The 16,607-nt window shown below is 40.2% G+C and carries 13 protein-coding genes; 6 read left to right on the plus strand and 7 right to left on the minus strand.

Features of this window, described 5'->3' with window-relative positions:
• Positions 1–5: 5 nt before the first annotated feature.
• The 6 genes from ACM0OY_RS21475 to ACM0OY_RS21500 all read right to left on the minus strand — a co-directional run bounded on the left by ACM0OY_RS21475 (position 6) and on the right by ACM0OY_RS21500 (position 5,482).
• Positions 6–1,088, minus strand: a complete 1,083-nt coding sequence (locus ACM0OY_RS21475) for a hypothetical protein (RefSeq protein WP_414570872.1) — start codon at positions 1,086–1,088, stop codon at positions 6–8.
• 189 nt (positions 1,089–1,277) lie between these two features.
• Entirely contained in the window at positions 1,278–2,129 is an 852-nt protein-coding gene (locus ACM0OY_RS21480; RefSeq protein WP_414570873.1) for a 2-isopropylmalate synthase, read from the minus strand.
• 55 nt (positions 2,130–2,184) lie between these two features.
• Complete coding sequence (locus tag ACM0OY_RS21485; protein WP_414570874.1) at positions 2,185–4,245, minus strand: ribonuclease catalytic domain-containing protein; 2,061 nt, start codon at positions 4,243–4,245, stop codon at positions 2,185–2,187.
• A 223-nt stretch (positions 4,246–4,468) separates the two neighbouring features.
• Positions 4,469–4,684 (minus strand): 30S ribosomal protein S18, encoded by a 216-nt coding sequence (rpsR, locus tag ACM0OY_RS21490; RefSeq protein WP_073639644.1) that lies wholly within the window; start codon positions 4,682–4,684, stop codon positions 4,469–4,471.
• A gap of 2 nt (positions 4,685–4,686) precedes the next feature.
• Positions 4,687–4,881, minus strand: coding sequence for a 50S ribosomal protein L33 (gene rpmG, locus ACM0OY_RS21495; protein WP_073639643.1), 195 nt, complete (start codon positions 4,879–4,881; stop codon positions 4,687–4,689).
• A gap of 43 nt (positions 4,882–4,924) precedes the next feature.
• Positions 4,925–5,482: an RDD family protein gene (locus ACM0OY_RS21500; RefSeq protein WP_414570875.1), complete on the minus strand. Its 558-nt coding sequence runs from the start codon at positions 5,480–5,482 to the stop codon at positions 4,925–4,927.
• Between the two features lie 693 nt (positions 5,483–6,175).
• Here ACM0OY_RS21500 and ACM0OY_RS21505 point away from each other — a divergent pair.
• Both ACM0OY_RS21505 and ACM0OY_RS21510 read left to right on the plus strand, forming a co-directional pair.
• Positions 6,176–6,691 carry a HugZ family protein gene (locus ACM0OY_RS21505; protein WP_414570876.1) on the plus strand — a complete coding sequence of 172 codons (516 nt, stop codon included), beginning with the start codon at positions 6,176–6,178 and terminating at the stop codon, positions 6,689–6,691.
• 170 nt (positions 6,692–6,861) lie between these two features.
• Positions 6,862–7,749 (plus strand): alpha/beta fold hydrolase, encoded by an 888-nt coding sequence (locus tag ACM0OY_RS21510; protein ID WP_414570877.1) that lies wholly within the window; start codon positions 6,862–6,864, stop codon positions 7,747–7,749.
• A 60-nt stretch (positions 7,750–7,809) separates the two neighbouring features.
• Here the strand turns inward: ACM0OY_RS21510 and ACM0OY_RS21515 are convergent, their stop codons facing one another.
• A complete protein-coding gene (locus ACM0OY_RS21515; protein WP_414570878.1) occupies positions 7,810–10,599 on the minus strand; it encodes a zinc-dependent metalloprotease in 2,790 nt (929 codons plus the stop codon).
• A 926-nt stretch (positions 10,600–11,525) separates the two neighbouring features.
• Here ACM0OY_RS21515 and ACM0OY_RS21520 point away from each other — a divergent pair.
• The 4 genes from ACM0OY_RS21520 (at position 11,526) to ACM0OY_RS21535 (ending at position 16,549) form a co-directional block, all read left to right on the plus strand.
• The gene (locus ACM0OY_RS21520) at positions 11,526–11,909 is read left to right on the plus strand and encodes a hypothetical protein (protein ID WP_414570879.1); all 384 of its coding nucleotides are present in this window, start codon (positions 11,526–11,528) and stop codon (positions 11,907–11,909) included.
• Positions 11,910–12,784: 875 nt separating this feature from the next.
• Entirely contained in the window at positions 12,785–14,206 is a 1,422-nt protein-coding gene (locus tag ACM0OY_RS21525; protein WP_414570880.1) for an AAA-like domain-containing protein, read from the plus strand.
• 418 nt (positions 14,207–14,624) lie between these two features.
• Positions 14,625–15,260, plus strand: a complete 636-nt coding sequence (locus ACM0OY_RS21530) for a class I SAM-dependent methyltransferase (RefSeq protein ID WP_414570881.1) — start codon at positions 14,625–14,627, stop codon at positions 15,258–15,260.
• A 122-nt stretch (positions 15,261–15,382) separates the two neighbouring features.
• Positions 15,383–16,549: a pyridoxal phosphate-dependent aminotransferase gene (locus ACM0OY_RS21535; protein WP_414570882.1), complete on the plus strand. Its 1,167-nt coding sequence runs from the start codon at positions 15,383–15,385 to the stop codon at positions 16,547–16,549.
• The last annotated feature ends 58 nt before the right edge of the window (positions 16,550–16,607 follow it).

Consider the following 16,607-nt stretch of genomic DNA (forward strand, 5'->3'; position numbering starts at 1 on the left):
TGAAACTACTTTACAATCAAGCGCTTAAAATAATATTCTCCTAACTTGAGTAGCACGGGAACAAGTGGTGTAACTACAGAAAGCAAGTATTGACGAAAGGTTGTAACATCAAAGGGCCACACAGGAAATTCATTAGTCAATGTGTAGAGAGAACGCAATTCTTGAAGTTTAGCAGTTTCTTTCTTCAAAGCTTCTACATCGCTACTCAAGCTTTTTTGAATCTGCACATAATCTGCTTGAAACTGCTTGGCAATGTCACCTAGTAATTCTTCTTTAGCTTTTCTCATGCCTTTGCGGGCTGCAAGGAGAGGGCCAAAAAAGCATATTAACGATATGGGAATATAGAGCAGAATTATAAAATTAAAATACCAGTACTCCTGCGCTATTCCTTGACTAATAAATTGATACTTACTTAGTGTTATCATCGAGCCAATTATAGCCGCGAGGTAAGCTGTATTTAGGGAATATTGACTTAACTGACTCAACCCACCACAGCGATCGGGATGGAGTGGATTGATCTTAAGTTGCTTATTACCCAAAAGTTCATGAAGTAACCAAACATTAGTCGTTAGATTCAGCACCAGTACAGCGCCTGCATAAAATATTGCCACAGCATTAATCGCACCTGTGAGGGCAGGAATTCCTCCATCAGATCCTGTCCAGTTGTAAACATCTTTCTGTACAGAGAAATACCAGATTCCAAAAGCGATCGCTGTTCCTAACGCCAAAAATTGACGCCACGACTTTTGGTAGGACAACAATACTAATTTAATTTCTGCTTCGGTAGTATCAACAATATCTGATTTTTCAAGGTACTGAATTAGCCGATAGAATGCCTTAAATGACCACAGGTAATAGCCAAAGATCACTGGATTAAGCAAGCATATCCACACCCAGGCAAACCAATCCTGTAGTAATCCTAAGTGTTTCTCATGCAATATCAACGTCTTGGTTACCGTAGCAGCAATTAAATAAACGCCAGATGTAATGAGAATTGAGAGGATTCCTAAACCGACAGGTGTTAATTGGCGTTTGTCAATTAACCAACGAACTACAGGATCGGCCCGATATAAGTCTTGCTCTTGCATACTGTTTATTAAAACGAATATGCTATATTCTCATCCTTTTTTCTAATTATTATTCAAAATTATACTTATAGCAGGAGGCAGAAGGCAGAAGGCAGGAGGCAGGAGGTAAAAGTATTACTATTCCTAGCTTCCATGCTTTCAAAATGTCCTAACCTGTGTGACTACGGCTATATGTTTATTTATATCTACTTATATTAGCGATTTTGCCTTTCCAATCCCAGTTACTTTAAAAATAAGCTCTGCTGCTTTACTCATTAGCCAAGTATTAATTTCAAGTTGATACTTGCTTTGTTTTAAAACCTCTGTTACAACTTTCGCCAAATCTGCGTTACCTTTTCTTGCACCCAAACCATTAATTGCACATTCAATTTGCCTCACGCCACAATTTAAAGCAATGAGTGAATTATCTACCGCCATGCCCAAATCATCATGACAGTGTACTGAAACTACAACTTCATTAATATTGGGAACTCGATTAAAAATCATTTGCAGAAGTTGGGAAAACTCTTCTGGTGATGCCAAACCTAAACTATCAGGAATGCTAACAGTTGTGGCATCACTGTTGATTGCAGTTTCAATAGATTTACACAAAAAATCTGGCTCACTTCGAGGAGCGTCAAAAGCACTCCATTCTACATCATCACAGTAATTGCGTGCTAGAGATACACTATCTTTGATTGTTGCTAATACTTCTTCTTTGCTTAATTTAGATTGAGTTTTCAGATTTACCGGAGTATAAGTGTGAATTCTACCTCTGATAGCTGGTTTAATTGCTTCAGCAAGAGCCATTATTTCATTTGGATTGGAACTCGCTAGCCCACAAATAGTAGAATTTTTAATTATTTGAGAAACCTGAAAAACTTCATCAAAATCTTTTTGAGAACTTCCTGGATAACCAACTTCAATAATATCTACTCCCATTTCTTCGAGCAATTGGGAGATTGTAATTTTTTCTTGCAAATTCATTTTGACGCCAAGCGTTAATTCTCCATCACGCATAGTGGTATCAAAAATGATTATTTTATTATTATTATTTGACATTTTGGGTAGAGAAAGCGGATCGCTAACATGAAATGCACATGGAGTTAGAGCCAGGTTAATTTGTTGCCGACTGGGCTTCTTGATAAATTATTTCCTGAAACTGGATCATATCTTTTTGCGGGTCAGCGTGGGCAACTTTCACTAATATCTGTTCGCCCAAATTCACAGAACGTTTGAAAGACATTGGTAACTGCAAGCCCAAATCTTCTAACAAAATTAGGGCTAAGTTGCTGTCTTCCCGCAGCCACATTAATACTGTCACATCCCAAATTTGTTCTGGATGACGGCGCAAATATTCTAAAGCATAATATCTATTAGTTTGCCGTTCTACCATCGTCACTTCTTGGGTGATGGTAGTGACTGTCATCATTACTTCTTTGAGTTGTTCGGCGGAAAATGGCAAAACTTCACCCCGCAAGTGGGCTTTGAGTTGGAAGTGAGTCAGCAAGTCGCTGTAGCGGCGGATGGGAGAAGTTGCTTGGGTGTAGGTATCCAAACCCAAACCAGCATGACGCAAAGGCGTAATGCTCATTTCACTTTTGGGCATACAACGCCGCATGGCGCAGGCGCGGACGAATCCGGCTGGTAGCTGGAGCAATTCTTCGTCTGGAGGTAATTCCGGTTGGGGCTGACCGCGAAAGGGTAAGGGGATGTTATGTCTTTGACCGTAACGGGCAGCAACTTCACCAGCAAGAATCATCATTTCTGCTACGAGTTGACGAGAAGGGGAATCGTCCAAAATGTCAATATTGATTTCGTCACCTTTGACTTTGATCGTCGCCTCAGGCATTGTGATGCTAATTGCTCCTTGGGCATAACGCCAAGTTTTGCGTCGGGTTGCCCAAGTGGCGATCGCTTCAATTTCTGGTTCTGCTTGTACCCCTAATTGCAGCATTTCATCTACATCTTCGTAGGTGAGGCGATAAGTCGGCTTAATTAAGCTGGTATGAATGCTGTAATCTTCTACTGCTCCAGTTGTCCCTAAAACAACTCCGAAACTGAGGGCGCAACAAACCCGCCCCTGTACCAGACTCATTGGCCCCGTTGCCAAGATTTCTGGAAACATGGGAATCATCCCCGTAGGTAAATAGACTGTACTACCTCGTTTTCTGGCTTCTAAATCTAATTCATCTTCCGGAACTAACCATCTCGTGGGATCGGCGATATGTACCCACAGGCGTTCTCGTCCATCGGAGAGTACTTCCCAACTCAAACCGTCGTCGATTTCTGTGGTAGTTTCATCATCAATGGTGTATACCTTCAGGTGAGTCAGATCTAAGCGGTTGGTATCTGAGTCAATTGGTGGGAAATCCAAACGTTGTTGCGCCACTTCTAATACCTTATGAGGAAACTGAATCGGAATTGAAGAACGACGCAGGAACAAGTTTTCATGAGGACTCCACCAAGCCAAATCTACCAATAGTTGAAAGGCTCCTTGGGGTGTTGTGGGGCGTCCCAGCAAGGTCATGGTTTCTAATACTGGGGCTGAGGGAGGATAGGCACGACCCAGGGTGTCATAATTTACCCCCATCCGCACGGTGTCAGCAAGCAGCGCTGCGTATTTTTCTATTCCTTCCAAGCGCTGGCGATCGTGTCGCTGCCACTCTACTGCTTCACCTTTGAGCGCCTGCTCTACACGAGCTAAAAATTCCTGCTGTCCCTTAGCTTTGAGTGCCTCTACTTCTATCTGGTGCTTGCGTTCTGCAACCTGAGCAGCAGTTCGGGCTTCGTAAGCGTCTCCTTTTTGCTTGAAATACAGTTTGTCGTCTGATAACAGGCAATGGGCAGCGTAGCAATGGGGCGCACCCGATTGAGAAAATAGCAGATTCGCCATTTCCTGCGGAGTGATTGTTTCCCCACCTTCAACCAATAATTCCCAAGCTACTTCTAAGCTAGATGGATCTAAATAAGGCTTGACCTCCTCTAGAAACCTGGGAATATCCGAGGGCTTATAAGTCTCTTTGTTAACTGTATAGGTTACTTGTCTAGGCGCGAGGCTGTGGGATTGACCGCGTTCGTCTACCACAAACCAGCGGGTTTTACCGTCTGGACGTTCTACGACGCCCAGACGGCGATCGCCTTGAACCCTAAATTCAACTAGCGTCCCCTTATCCACAACTCTCGCACTCTAGTAATTTTAGATTTTGAATTTTCGATTTTGGATTTTGGATTTTATAACCGAGAGTTATTAAATCCTAAACCCAATAACTTTTCATGCAGCAATTTATTTTACACTCTCTTTTTCAGATTGGAGATTTTGGACTCACACAAGACTAAGCTAAATATTTCTTGAGATACAGCTTTTCTCGATAATCCAAAATCTAAAATCCAAAATTGTTTTAGCCTTCCGCGTTGATAAATGGCAACAAAGCCACAATCCGCGATCGCTTAATTGCTAATGTCAACTCTCGCTGTTGCTGAGACGTAAGCCCTGTAATCCGCCGTGGCAGTATCTTGCCCCGCTCGGTGATAAACTTACGCAACAAATCAACATCTTTATAATCTATTGGTTCTCCTGGCTTGATCGGAGAAAGGCGACGACGGAAATAGCTCATTTCTACTTAATTTCCTTGTGAACAGTATGTTTATTACAGTGAGTGCAGAACTTTTTCAGTTCTAGCCTGTTGGTGGTGTTGCGGCGATTCTTTGTACTGGTATAACGGGATACACCAGCAGAACGCTTTTCTGGATTTGTCCGACACTCGGTACATTCTAATGTCACGATGATGCGGGCACCTTTACTCTTAGCCATAATCTTACAAACAGTAAAGCCTGAAGAGAATTAACACAAATGACTATCTTCTCACATTCCGGCGGATATTTTCAACTAATTTTTTGATTTTGATATCCAGCGAGTAGCCACGACGGGAAGAGACGATAAAAGTTCCGCAAAAGCGATCGTGTAAAGTCTGCCGCATCTGGGCATCAGATAAGGCAGTACCACAATCAATTGCTAAAGGAAACATTAGCAGTATAGCAGTGGGATTGGCTCTAATATTGCCTAAGGCAATTGACACGAAAAGCGCACCCAATCCAAGAATTGCTTCTCGCTTCACTAGCGCTTGTAAATCTGGGATTCTGCCGATTATTTCCCCATTTTTGACTTCCAGTACCTTTAAATCGAACGCCCAACGCCCTAAACTTTGTCCTTGATTGTTGTATGCCACCGCCACCCGCAAAATCAGCCAAAACATCACAAAAACTAGTATTTGAGCAAATTGAATACCAATATTGCCGCTTCCTAGCAAAGAACTGATTAACCAGACAACAAAGAAATCTAACCCCAATGCCATACCTCGTCGGCCAATATCAGCCTTGGGATAGTGTTTTTGCCGAACGCGTTCGATGGTCATACAAAACAAGTATTTTTATTTAAGGGTTGGGAAATAGCGATCGCTGCTGTTTTTAATATTAAGATGATGGCTTAGCTTCTTGCTGCCGTGTAAATCTTGACTATCGACGGCGATCCCTTTGCTTGAGTCTTGAAAACTCCATGGAACGCCACAAGTAATTTTTTGTCAGATGTTACAAGACTATAAAAAAAGATTTTGCTCTTTTGTGTAAAAAAATTAGGTGTAAATTTACACCTAACGCTTTCCTTGAATTACAAAGGAGGATGAAGCATTCAGCAAGAAACTTTGTTCAGCCTACTTGCGCGGTTGAGGTTGTTACTACGAGTAATAGACCTCTTGCATTAATCAAAAATATAAGAACCCCACCCCGCCAAAGCTACGCTTTGTCTCCCCTCCCCGCAGGCGGGTTGGCAGGGTGGTTTCATACAAACAGAGAAAAAACTTTTTGGAGTTGGTTGGATAAGGCACGTTGTGCTTGAGGAATAGTTCGGAAACCGAGTTGGCGGGCGGCGGGGTGGGGTTCTTTATTTTTGATTTATGCAAGAGGTCTATTAATTAACCCTATAACTTTGGGACTAGCTACAATTAAGCCAAATATTTGGCATTCCACCCGTAGGCGTAGCCCGTCGTAGACATGCATCAAGCACGTTAGAATACAGAATTAATTGTTACTCATTAAACGGTAATTTACTTATGAGTCAACTAGAAAACATTCAAGCTGAGTACGAAAAGTTTCCCGAACAATTTGAAAGTATAATTATTAGCACCATTAGCGCAGAGGGAATACCTAATGCTAGTTATGCTCCCTTTGTGATGGATGATGCTAAGAATATCTACATTTATGTCAGTGGTCTGGCGACTCATACCAAAAATCTCCATGCCAATCCTCATGTTTGTGTTTTGTTTATTGAGGATGAAACCAAAAGTAACCAAATTTTTGCTCGTAGCCGTTTGAATTTTGATTGTACGGCAACTTTAATAGAGCGTGAAACTGACAAGTGGAATCAAATTGTTGACCAATTTCAAGGGCGATTTGGTCAAATTATAGAAGTTTTGCGAGGCTTGTCTGATTTTCGGATTTTCCAGCTAACTCCCTGCGAAGGTCGTTTTGTAGTTGGTTTTGGGGCAGCTTATCGCATTAACGGTGATCACCTACATCAACTTGTTCAAATTACAGGAGATAGTGGACAAAAGCAAGAAGAAATCTAAGAATTCAGCAGTCATAATTCCCCAGCCAAAATCATTAAAAAATCAGAATAATATTTGATTAATCAATATACCAATCATACCAAGTTCTAATTTTTGATTATTGGGTGCTAAATTGTGATTTATGAATTATGAATTATCAACGAACCCATAAAACTCAATTTTTTAATTTTATGCTTAAGTTTCAACCTCCTGGCTTTGGACATAAAGTCATCCATACATCCTTGGGGGCAATGGTTTATTACACCCAAACGAATGCACCTTGGGGACTTGCTGACACTGAGAATTTACCGCCACTTCTATTTATGCATAACTTTGGTGGTGGCGCATCTGCATATGAATGGTCTAAAGTTTACCCGGCTTTTGCCTCGAATTATCAAATTTTAGCGCCCGATTTAATCGGCTGGGGAGAATCGGCTCATCCTATCAGAGATTATCAAATTAGGGATTATCTGAGCGCGATCGCTGAGTTTATCATCCAAACCTGTCACCCACCAGTCACAGTAGTAGCCTCGTCCCTAACAGCGGCTTTTGCTATCCGGCTAGCTATTACCCAACCAAATTTATTCCAAAGATTATTTTTGGTCTGTCCCTCTGGATTTAATGATTTTGGGCAAGGCAGTGGACGCAGACTTCCGCTTTCAATAATCAATACACCTGTCCTAAATGATTTTATTTATAGTCTTGGTGCAGAAAATGAAATCGCAGTCCGAAACTTTTTACAAAGTTTTCTCTTTGCCAAATCACAACGAGTATCCCAAGAAATGGTAGAAGCTTATTTAACTTCTGCCCAACAACCTAATGCTAAGTTTGCCGCTTTGGCATTTTTGCGCGGTGACCTTTATTTTGATTTGAGTTTATATATTCAACAGCTAACAATTCCCACGGTGATATTTTGGGGAGAAAAAGCACAATTTACTAACATAAATTTAGGACGACGATTAGCAAATTTAAATCCAAATGCAATTCAAAAGTTTTATACGATCGCAGATGCTGGAGTCTTACCTCATTTGGAAATGCCAGAAGCGATTGTTGGTCTATTGCAGCGATATCTTGGGTAACTGGGGATTGGGGAGTAGAGGCAGGGGGGCAGGGGAGGTAGAGGGAGAAATAACTAATGACTAATGACTAATAACTAATGACTTCAATGCTTTACTGATGCGATCGCCAGAAACTTGTAAGTGGGCTAAGGTATAAATATCAATGTTTTCACCTAGTTGTTCAAGTCTGACATCTATGGCTTTTTGCAGTTGCCGCAATTCATACCACGCCAGTGTCCGACCATCTTCAGGCGCATCAATAGTATGCAACATCATCCCTAGTAAAATATTCAGATATTCTTGTTGCAATGAACGCCGGATACTAGAAATCGGCTGGAATTCTCCAGGGGTTAAAACTTCTGTCCAGATGCTTGTTTGCAGGGTGTCGAACAATTCCGGAATCGAGAGTGCTTCCCCAGGCTGGGTTTTTAATTCTATATCTTGTAAACGATTTAAGCGATCGCCATCTAATAGCGATCGCATGATCGCACTTTGGAAACTCAAAATGCGATCGTGAATCGGATAATCGAGGCGATAATTCGGTGCAAAACTCCCCCAATGTCGCCAACGCGATGGCGCTAACTGATTTAATAGTTGTGCTGAAAAATTAAAAGCATTTTCACTAAATACATATTCTTGTAATTTAGTCAACGCTTGACGTTGTTTTAATAATGAAACTGGTACAAATGCCCAGGAAGTATTATCACCAGCATGGAGACGCCGAAAAGATTGCCCAGCAATGTATTGAGAGAGCAATTTAGCATTACTAAAATAATATCCAAGTACTCTATCGAATAAGACGCGCAGGTTACTGTAACTTTCTCCTGGTGATAGATAACCCTTTTCGAGGCGCTGCAACATAACGCGGGCATTATCCATTTGCCACTGGGAATAAACTAGCACATCATTACTCATATCCCAAATATTTGCTAAGGGATTGATATCTGAGATATCTTCATCTGTTGCGTAAGATAATTCTGGTTGCGGTGAAGCCAAGGCAATCTTTTCCAAAAAAGTTTTTTCCATTTCTGGAATCATTGGCTCAATTTTTGGCCATGGGTTGATTTTATAACCATACTCTATTGCCCATTCGTCATATGGCCCCACGATTTCCGGAAAATAATCACCTTGCTGTACTCCCTGTGGCGCAACATTCACGGGTAGGTAGTCCATCACCGAACCGACTAAACCTTTAGCGTGAGTAACTTCAGTGTTATTTAACTCTTGAGGTGTTAACATAGCGCTGCCATGAAAGTTATGGCGTAAACCAAGAGTATGCCCGACTTCATGAGCAATCAGAGAACGCAAATATTCATGCACATATTCTTGCATGGCTTCACTACTCGGTGTAGCGTTTTGCAAAATTGACAATGCCAACGCCCCCATAGTTGCCTGATTTAGAGACCCCATACCATAGCAGACATCAGAATTCTTTTCTGAAGTCAACACTTGAGAGTTAGCAATGTCCCACTGGGAACCACCACCCATCACCTTCTTTCCCCACTCCCGATGTTTCTCACGTAAGCCTCCATCAGTGCATTCGGAGGCTAAAGTAATGTTTTTATTGCCAAATTCCTTATTGTTTGACTCCACGTAGGTGTAATATGTTTGGCGAATTGAGCGCACCATATTGGCGTCCACGATAATATCTGCATCCAATATTTCTCCGGTGAGTGGGTTGACGCGGGCCGGCCCTCTCGCAAAACCTCCATCCAGAGAATTGAACCAGCGAATAGTATTGTAGCGGACATCTGCTGGTTGCCAATCAGCATCATCTGGCATTTGTTGTACTTCAATGGCATTTTGGAATCCAGCTTTTTCAAATGCTTTGTTCCACATCAAGACGCCCTCACGAATCGCATCCCGATACTCTAGTGGTACAGCATTTTCAATCCAAAATACAATTGGTTTTTTGGGTGGAGATAAAGCAGCGTTGGGGTCGGATGGTTCTAAATGCCAACGATTAATGTAACGTACAAATTCTTCTTGAGAGTTATTGTTAGAGAAATTTTGGAAGGCAGTAATAAAATATCCTACTCTGTCATCGGCAAGTCTGGGAATATAACCGTTGTTTTCTCTTAGCTGAGAAAAACTATAGTGTACCTTGAGAGTCAGCGCCCTGCTATCGGGTACGCTAACTAAATCTGCTCCTTCTCGCGAGGAAAAACCGTAAATCGAATCAATCTCTATGTTTTCCGGTAAGCTGTTAACATCGCCAAAATAAGATTTGCTTGGTTCCAAGTAATAATCAGCCTGCAAAGAGTATTTTAATAGAGGAGCTAATCCCGGAAAGTCCTGCATTAACAGGTTATCTAGGTCAATCAAAATGTTTTTACTAAACGGATGAATACCATCTATTGGCAGTGAATAAAGAACTGAATCGCTAAATGACCGAGCAAGCGATCGCTGTTCTGATATACTTTCTGTACGGAATTTTACATTTCGCACAACAAAATGCAATTTATTGTTTATTCGTCGGAAATAAAACAGAAAATCCGCAAGTGGTAATCCACTATAAATTCCATTTTCACCAACGCCAGATTCTAATGTCACTGTGGCTAAATAGTTTTTATTTAACTGCTCTGGTTTAATTTCTAAGTAAATTTTACCTGAGTCATTGTTGCAATAAACTGTGAAGAGTCCCTCTAGTTTATCTGACCTTTTGACTATTTCAATAAATCGCAGAAAATCTTCTTTTCTAATATTCCCAAAATTATTGTCAGCGCTTGCTAAGTTTTCAATTATTGGGAGTGCATTGAATGGCTGCACATCAATATTTTCAAGTTGGTTAGCTGCTGCATAATCCGTCACTAGCAACAAGTTGCACAGTAAAACTAAAAAGATTACTAATTTTGCGACCCAGTATTTCATCCTTTGGCTTTTCACCTGAAGCAGTTATCGTGTTGAGAAAAATGTTGACTAATGTGCAGATAGCCTAAAAGTAGTGTGACTTTTGATTGCTATTAGTAACTCTTCAGTAATTATGCGTTTTTGAGAAGAGATTATTTATACATTAAAATTGTATGCCTGAAGATAGATAATTTCTATATCTAAAGACACATGTTTTTTTAGACTATATCTTGTATTAAAAGCCAAATGTAGCACTAAAATTGTATTGGGTGCTACATTTGGCATAGTAAGAAATCTCAAGCATGAGTTATGTAAATATGGTTTGGCTTCGCAAATTGGCGTATTTCCACATAATTTTTGTTAATTTGACCCATTGCTAAGTTATGGTGGTTATTGTCCCCTCCCACTATCAGACTTTCTTTTGTGGTAGATTCTTGACTTAGCAAGCTTGAAGAGTATTTTCGATAAATTTAGCAAAAAGTTGTCAAAGTAATTCGTAATTATCACCCCATGTCTAAAGCCAGGAGCTTGAACCAAAACTAAAGTTAGGAGCTTGTAACCTGGAATTACGAATTAGTAATTATTTGATCGCTAAAGGAAAAACAGAAGATATTGTTTGTTTTCAGAATCATAAATTATTGTTCTTCCTTTGAGCATATACCGCTAGTTAATCATTTCTGAACAATGAGATACCCAACTTCTTTAAGAAGGCGGGTATCTTAGTCTTGTAATTTGAATAAAATCAAATAGCATTGCTATGGCTGTGTTGATTTAATTACTAACTATATTGACAATGGGGCATCAAATCATCGTATTTAAAAAATCACCTCTTCCCCAGGATTTAAAAAGTTTTGATTTTTCATAAATGAGATATGCCTTTTGTTAGAAGGATAATTAAATTTTTATCGTTAATCTTTATTTGTAATCAAAAAAGCAACCTAATTCCCATGACAAATTTGATTTCTAACGCAATTGGTCATATCAGTTCCCTGCTTAAAGGACTTCAGGTAAAACGTTTTTTAGCTGTTGTCTTAGTTGGTTTTCTAGTGCTGACGACGAATATTAATTCTGGGTACAGTAACCAAGACTTAGGCCAGAGAGTTCGTCAACAGGTAGAGCAAGATGATGCTCAAAGACCAAAAACAACAGGCCAGTGGAATCGAGAAGCTCGTGAAACGGAAGGTTCTCCTGGTGAACGGCTTGGAAGAATTGGACAACAGTCAGCAGAAGCCTTTAAACAATTCGGCTCCGGTTACGTAGAAGGCGCTAAGGAAACTGCCCGCGATGTAAGGGACAGCGCAGCACAGGCTGGCAAAGATCTTTCTAAGTAAGCAAGTTGAACGCTAAATACTGTGTGAAAACTGCTATATCTACAGTTTTTTAGTTCGATAGAATACACGATATTGCTAAGGGGACAGCATCGTTGTCCCCTTATGCATGTTACATTTATAACTAAAGATTTGACAATGAATATCCTAATACGGAAGCAGTTAGGAAATTAGATCTGCTGTTGCTTTTTCTCAATTTTGTTCGATGTATCTGCACTCCAAAATTTATATTAATACCAAATAAGTTACTTAAATAACTTTAGATAATATCCTAACAAGTTGAGCATCAATAAACTTATTTATACAATACCTTTGCCAAATCGAAAAATGTCTTGATTTGTAGGTTGGTTAAGCGAAGCGAAACCCAACCTACAAAAAAAATGGCGAAGGTATTGTTATATAAAGCTGATTCTTCTTAAATAAAAAGTAGTAAATGATACCTTTTAAAAAACTTCAGCGCCTAATCTACGAGTTAACTGTAGCCCTAACTTAAAAATTTGCTACGCACAGCGTCAGTTATGGCACTTTATTTTTTACTTTAATTTAGAAAACGTCTTTTCTAAAAGCCAGACGCTTTTAGTTTTTATTTTTAGGTAGTAAATAAAGGATATTTTCGCATTAATTTTTCCACACGATCTGAGAACTTAAGTAGAAAACAAGTACTATAAGGATCGCGAATTCCTGTAAAGATAATTAATAGTTATGTTTATTTGCACCCATTTACTTGGCAGCCTCAGTAAAAATTAGGGTAGCTTTTTTTACTAAAAATTAAGTATTAAGTAACATTCTAATAACAGTTGAGTAAGCGTTTAAAAACATGAAACAATAAAAGAAGCACTGAAGGCATTTAACAAAAAAGTAAATTAATAGTTAGCTATATGAAACAATTTAAGGGCACGCGAAAGCGAGGACTTGTGCTAACTCCTGCTGGGTTGCAGCGCTTACAAGCGGCGATTTTAGCTGTAGAAAAGGCACAAAACAAGGGCGATCGCTTTACTCTAGAACAACTACGGGTTCGGATGAATGTTTCTACCAAAACTCTCAGCCGATTATGGTCGTTGAATACAGGCGTGGATCAAAAAACCCTAAAACTGTGCTTTAGTGCCTTTAACCTAGAATTACACAGTGAAGACTATACAATCTTAAGTGAACCGAATAATAGTGAAAACACTCAAAGTTTCTCAATGAGTCTAGATACAGAAGAAGTAAATTTTTCCGAGTCTTTATATTTAGACTCATTTGTTACCCAAGACCACGAGCAATTGGAAAATCTTTGGTCATACCCAGATGGTCCAGTAGCTCTAGATTCGCCCTTTTACGTCGATCGCCCCCCCATTGAGGAGCTAGTTTATCGAGAAGTCACTCAACCAGGCTCTGTGATCTGGATTCGAGCACCAAGAGAGATGGGTAAAAGCTCTCTGGTGCTGCGGTTGTTAGCTTTTGCAAAGATGCAAGGTTATCGCACGGTAAACTTGAATTGTAACCAAATCGATGCCAGCTGTCTGACAGACTTAAACAAGCTTTTGCGTTGCCTTTGCTGGCGACTTGCAACAGAATTAGGTATTGACTCGAAGTTGGATGATAATTGGAATGAGGAAATTGGATGCAAGTTTAGTTACATCTTGTACTTGAAATCTTATTTGCTCAAGCAGAGTGAAAGTCCAATAGTTTTTGTGTTAAATGACGTTGACAGCTTTTTTGAACATCCTGAAGTTGCTCAGGAGTTGTTTGCTTGCTTCCGCTCTTGGTATGAAGCAGCACGACAAGATACTAACTTGCAGAAATTAAGGTTAGTGGTGGTTTACTCCACGGAAGTATATGTATGGCAAGATATCAACCACTCACCATTGAATTTAGGGCTGCCTATTCGTTTAAGTGAATTTAATAAAGAACAAGTAGAATACTTAGCCCAACGGCATGGGTTCAACTGGTCTTCTGGTAAGGAGGTTAGCCAACTGATGTCACTGGTGGGGGGACATCCAGCACTGATTCGGATTGGTCTGTATTATCTATGCTGTCAAGGAATCACCTTAAAAAATCTCATAGAAGAGGCGATCGCTAATGGCGGCATCTACCGCTATCATTTATGGCGACACTGGTCAATTCTCCAAGAAAAACCTCATTTAGCCAAGGCATACGCTGAAGTTGTAACCAAAAAGCAAAACATTTTTCTCAATCCCATTGATGCTCATAAGCTTGAAAGCTTGGGGTTGATCCGCTACCAGGGCGATCGCATTGTACCGCGCTGCGAACTCTACCGGGCTTATTTTGAAAAGCAACTATCTACAATTGTTGAATGATGAGGCTGGAAGGCAAAAGTCAAAATAAAATTACTGTGTTGAAAAGGTCAGAGCATCTGTTGAATTATAGTTATTACATTTAAAGAGCGATCGCTGGTTGCTAATTCAGCCAATTTGACTATACAAATGATAAATTTATCTTGACATTTGGAGTAGTTTCAGCTTTAGCTAGCAAAGCGATCGCAGTATATTTAAGTAAGTTGGCATAATTAAAAAAAACTATTTAAATAAAAATAAATTAGTCTAAAACCGTTAGTTTTAAAGCTTTTTAGCTTATTTAAATAGCAATTTTTAACTTTGATTTATAATTAACTAGCTAACCAATAAAGCTGATATTCCTCAATAAAAATGTTCCATTAGTAGAAGACATTTGGAAAAAGTTGTATGCAGTGTAATTTATGAAGAAGAGTGCTATGGTATGATTGAAACCACAGTTCGCCAACAATACGACCGTTTAGCATCTGTCTACGATCGCCGTTGGAAAAAATACATTTCTAATACACTTTCTTTTCTCAAAGCCTGGGCAAAAATATCACCAGAAGATACTGTACTTGATGTTGCTTGTGGAACAGGTGAATTTGAACGATTGCTATTAACTGATTATCCAACCCTAAAAATTGTCGGAGTAGATATTTCAGAGGAGATGCTAGCAATTGCTGAGGAAAAATGTAGCGTTTATCCGCAGGCTTCATTTCAGACTGCTAGTGCGTCAGCGTTACCATTTGCTAACGATACTTTTGATGTCATTGTATCTGCAAGTTCATTCCATTACTTTGGCGAACCATTGGCAGCATTAATAGAGATGCAGCGTGTACTCAAACCTAATGGCAAAGTCGTAATTTTAGATTGGTGTAAAGATTATTTATTTTGTCAAATTTTGGATATTATACTGAAGATTTTTGACCCAGCACACCAGCAGTGTTACACCCAAAATGAATTTCATCATTTCCTGACTTCTGCCAATTTCGTAGTTTCTCGTGCAACTAAAGTTCGTTTGGGAATTTTTTGGGGGGTGATGGTAGCTACAGGGGGAAAGGCAGGGGGAGCAAAGTAAAAAAGAGTTTTAGAATTTTTGCACAGATACTCGAAGCGAAGGAATTTTGAAAAGGCAAATCTGGGTGGGGATTCTGGGATATCCTTAAATAAGTGAAAGATTTGCCAAAAAATAAAGTAAGAATGAAGCTGGCAGCAAGAGTAAGTCAGGTAACACCTTCATTAACCTTAGCGATCGCAGCCAAGGCTAAGGCACTGAAGGCAGAGGGAATAGATGTTTGTAGTTTCAGCGCTGGAGAACCAGATTTTGATACCCCAGCGCATATCAAAGCCGCAGCAGCAAAAGCTTTGGATGAAGGTAAAACCAAGTACGGTGCAGCGGCCGGAGAACCAAAGTTAAGGGAAGCGATCGCCCGTAAGCTTAAAACTGATAACGGTCTTGATTATAAGTCAGAGAATGTCATCGTCACCAATGGCGGTAAACATTCTCTCTACAATTTAATAGTGGCGTTAATCGATCCAGGTGATGAAGTTATCATCCCTGCACCGTACTGGCTAAGTTATCCGGAAATGGTGACCTTAGTCGGTGGAGTTTCGGTAATTGTCCCCACAGATGCAACCACAGGCTATAAAATTACTCCCGAACAACTGCGTAAAGCCATCACGCCAAAGACAAAGTTATTTATCCTCAACTCTCCATCTAATCCCACGGGGATGGTTTACACGCCAGCTGAAATTAAAGCATTGGCAGAGGTAATAGTTGATGCAGATATCTTTGTCGTCTCTGATGAGATTTACGAAAAGATTCTCTACGATGGTGCAGAACATATCAGCATCGGTTCTCTAGGGAAGGAAATTTTTGACCGGACTTTAATCAGTAATGGATTTGCCAAAGCTTACTCCATGACTGGGTGGAGACTTGGCTATTTAGCGGGGCCGGTGGAAATTATTAAAGCCGCGAGTTCCATCCAAGGACATAGTACATCTAACGTCTGTACCTTTGCTCAATATGGAGCGATCGCCGCGCTGGAAAGTCCCCAAGACTGTGTAGAAGAAATGCGTCAAGCCTTCGCCAAACGCCGACAGGTAATGTTAGACAGACTCAACGCCATTCCTGGACTGAGTACTGCTAAACCAGATGGCGCTTTTTATCTCTTCCCCGACATCAGCAAAACTGGTTTGAAATCCTTGGAATTTTGCGACGCCTTACTACAAGAACATCAAGTTGCAGTCATTCCCGGAATTGCCTTTGGCGCCGATGACAACATTCGCCTTTCCTACGCCACCGATTTGGCGACGATTGAAAAAGGGATGGATAGGTTAGAAAAATTTGTCAAGTCGCGTATTTAGTTAGCAATACTGCTCGCTTTGTGCATTTTTAACTCGGCATTGGATTTGGGGAAAAGGT

Origin of the sequence: Nostoc sp. CCY 9925, from assembly GCF_963920935.1 — a bacterium.
Lineage (GTDB): Bacteria > Cyanobacteriota > Cyanobacteriia > Cyanobacteriales > Nostocaceae > Nostoc.

Bases quoted from the DNA above. Each gene is read 5' to 3' on its own strand.
- ACM0OY_RS21475 (WP_414570872.1), bottom strand. From the start codon at position 1,088: ATGCAAGAGCAAGACTTATATCGGGCCGATCCTGTAGTTCGTTGGTTA.
- ACM0OY_RS21480 (WP_414570873.1), bottom strand. From the start codon at position 2,129: ATGTCAAATAATAATAATAAAATAATCATTTTTGATACCACTATGCGT.
- rpsR (WP_073639644.1), bottom strand. From the start codon at position 4,684: ATGAGCTATTTCCGTCGTCGCCTTTCTCCGATCAAGCCAGGAGAACCA.
- rpmG (WP_073639643.1), bottom strand. From the start codon at position 4,881: ATGGCTAAGAGTAAAGGTGCCCGCATCATCGTGACATTAGAATGTACC.
- ACM0OY_RS21500 (WP_414570875.1), bottom strand. From the start codon at position 5,482: ATGACCATCGAACGCGTTCGGCAAAAACACTATCCCAAGGCTGATATT.
- ACM0OY_RS21505 (WP_414570876.1), top strand. From the start codon at position 6,176: ATGAGTCAACTAGAAAACATTCAAGCTGAGTACGAAAAGTTTCCCGAA.
- ACM0OY_RS21510 (WP_414570877.1), top strand. From the start codon at position 6,862: ATGCTTAAGTTTCAACCTCCTGGCTTTGGACATAAAGTCATCCATACA.
- ACM0OY_RS21515 (WP_414570878.1), bottom strand. From the start codon at position 10,599: ATGAAATACTGGGTCGCAAAATTAGTAATCTTTTTAGTTTTACTGTGC.
- ACM0OY_RS21520 (WP_414570879.1), top strand. From the start codon at position 11,526: ATGACAAATTTGATTTCTAACGCAATTGGTCATATCAGTTCCCTGCTT.
- ACM0OY_RS21525 (WP_414570880.1), top strand. From the start codon at position 12,785: ATGAAACAATTTAAGGGCACGCGAAAGCGAGGACTTGTGCTAACTCCT.
- ACM0OY_RS21530 (WP_414570881.1), top strand. From the start codon at position 14,625: ATGATTGAAACCACAGTTCGCCAACAATACGACCGTTTAGCATCTGTC.
- ACM0OY_RS21535 (WP_414570882.1), top strand. From the start codon at position 15,383: ATGAAGCTGGCAGCAAGAGTAAGTCAGGTAACACCTTCATTAACCTTA.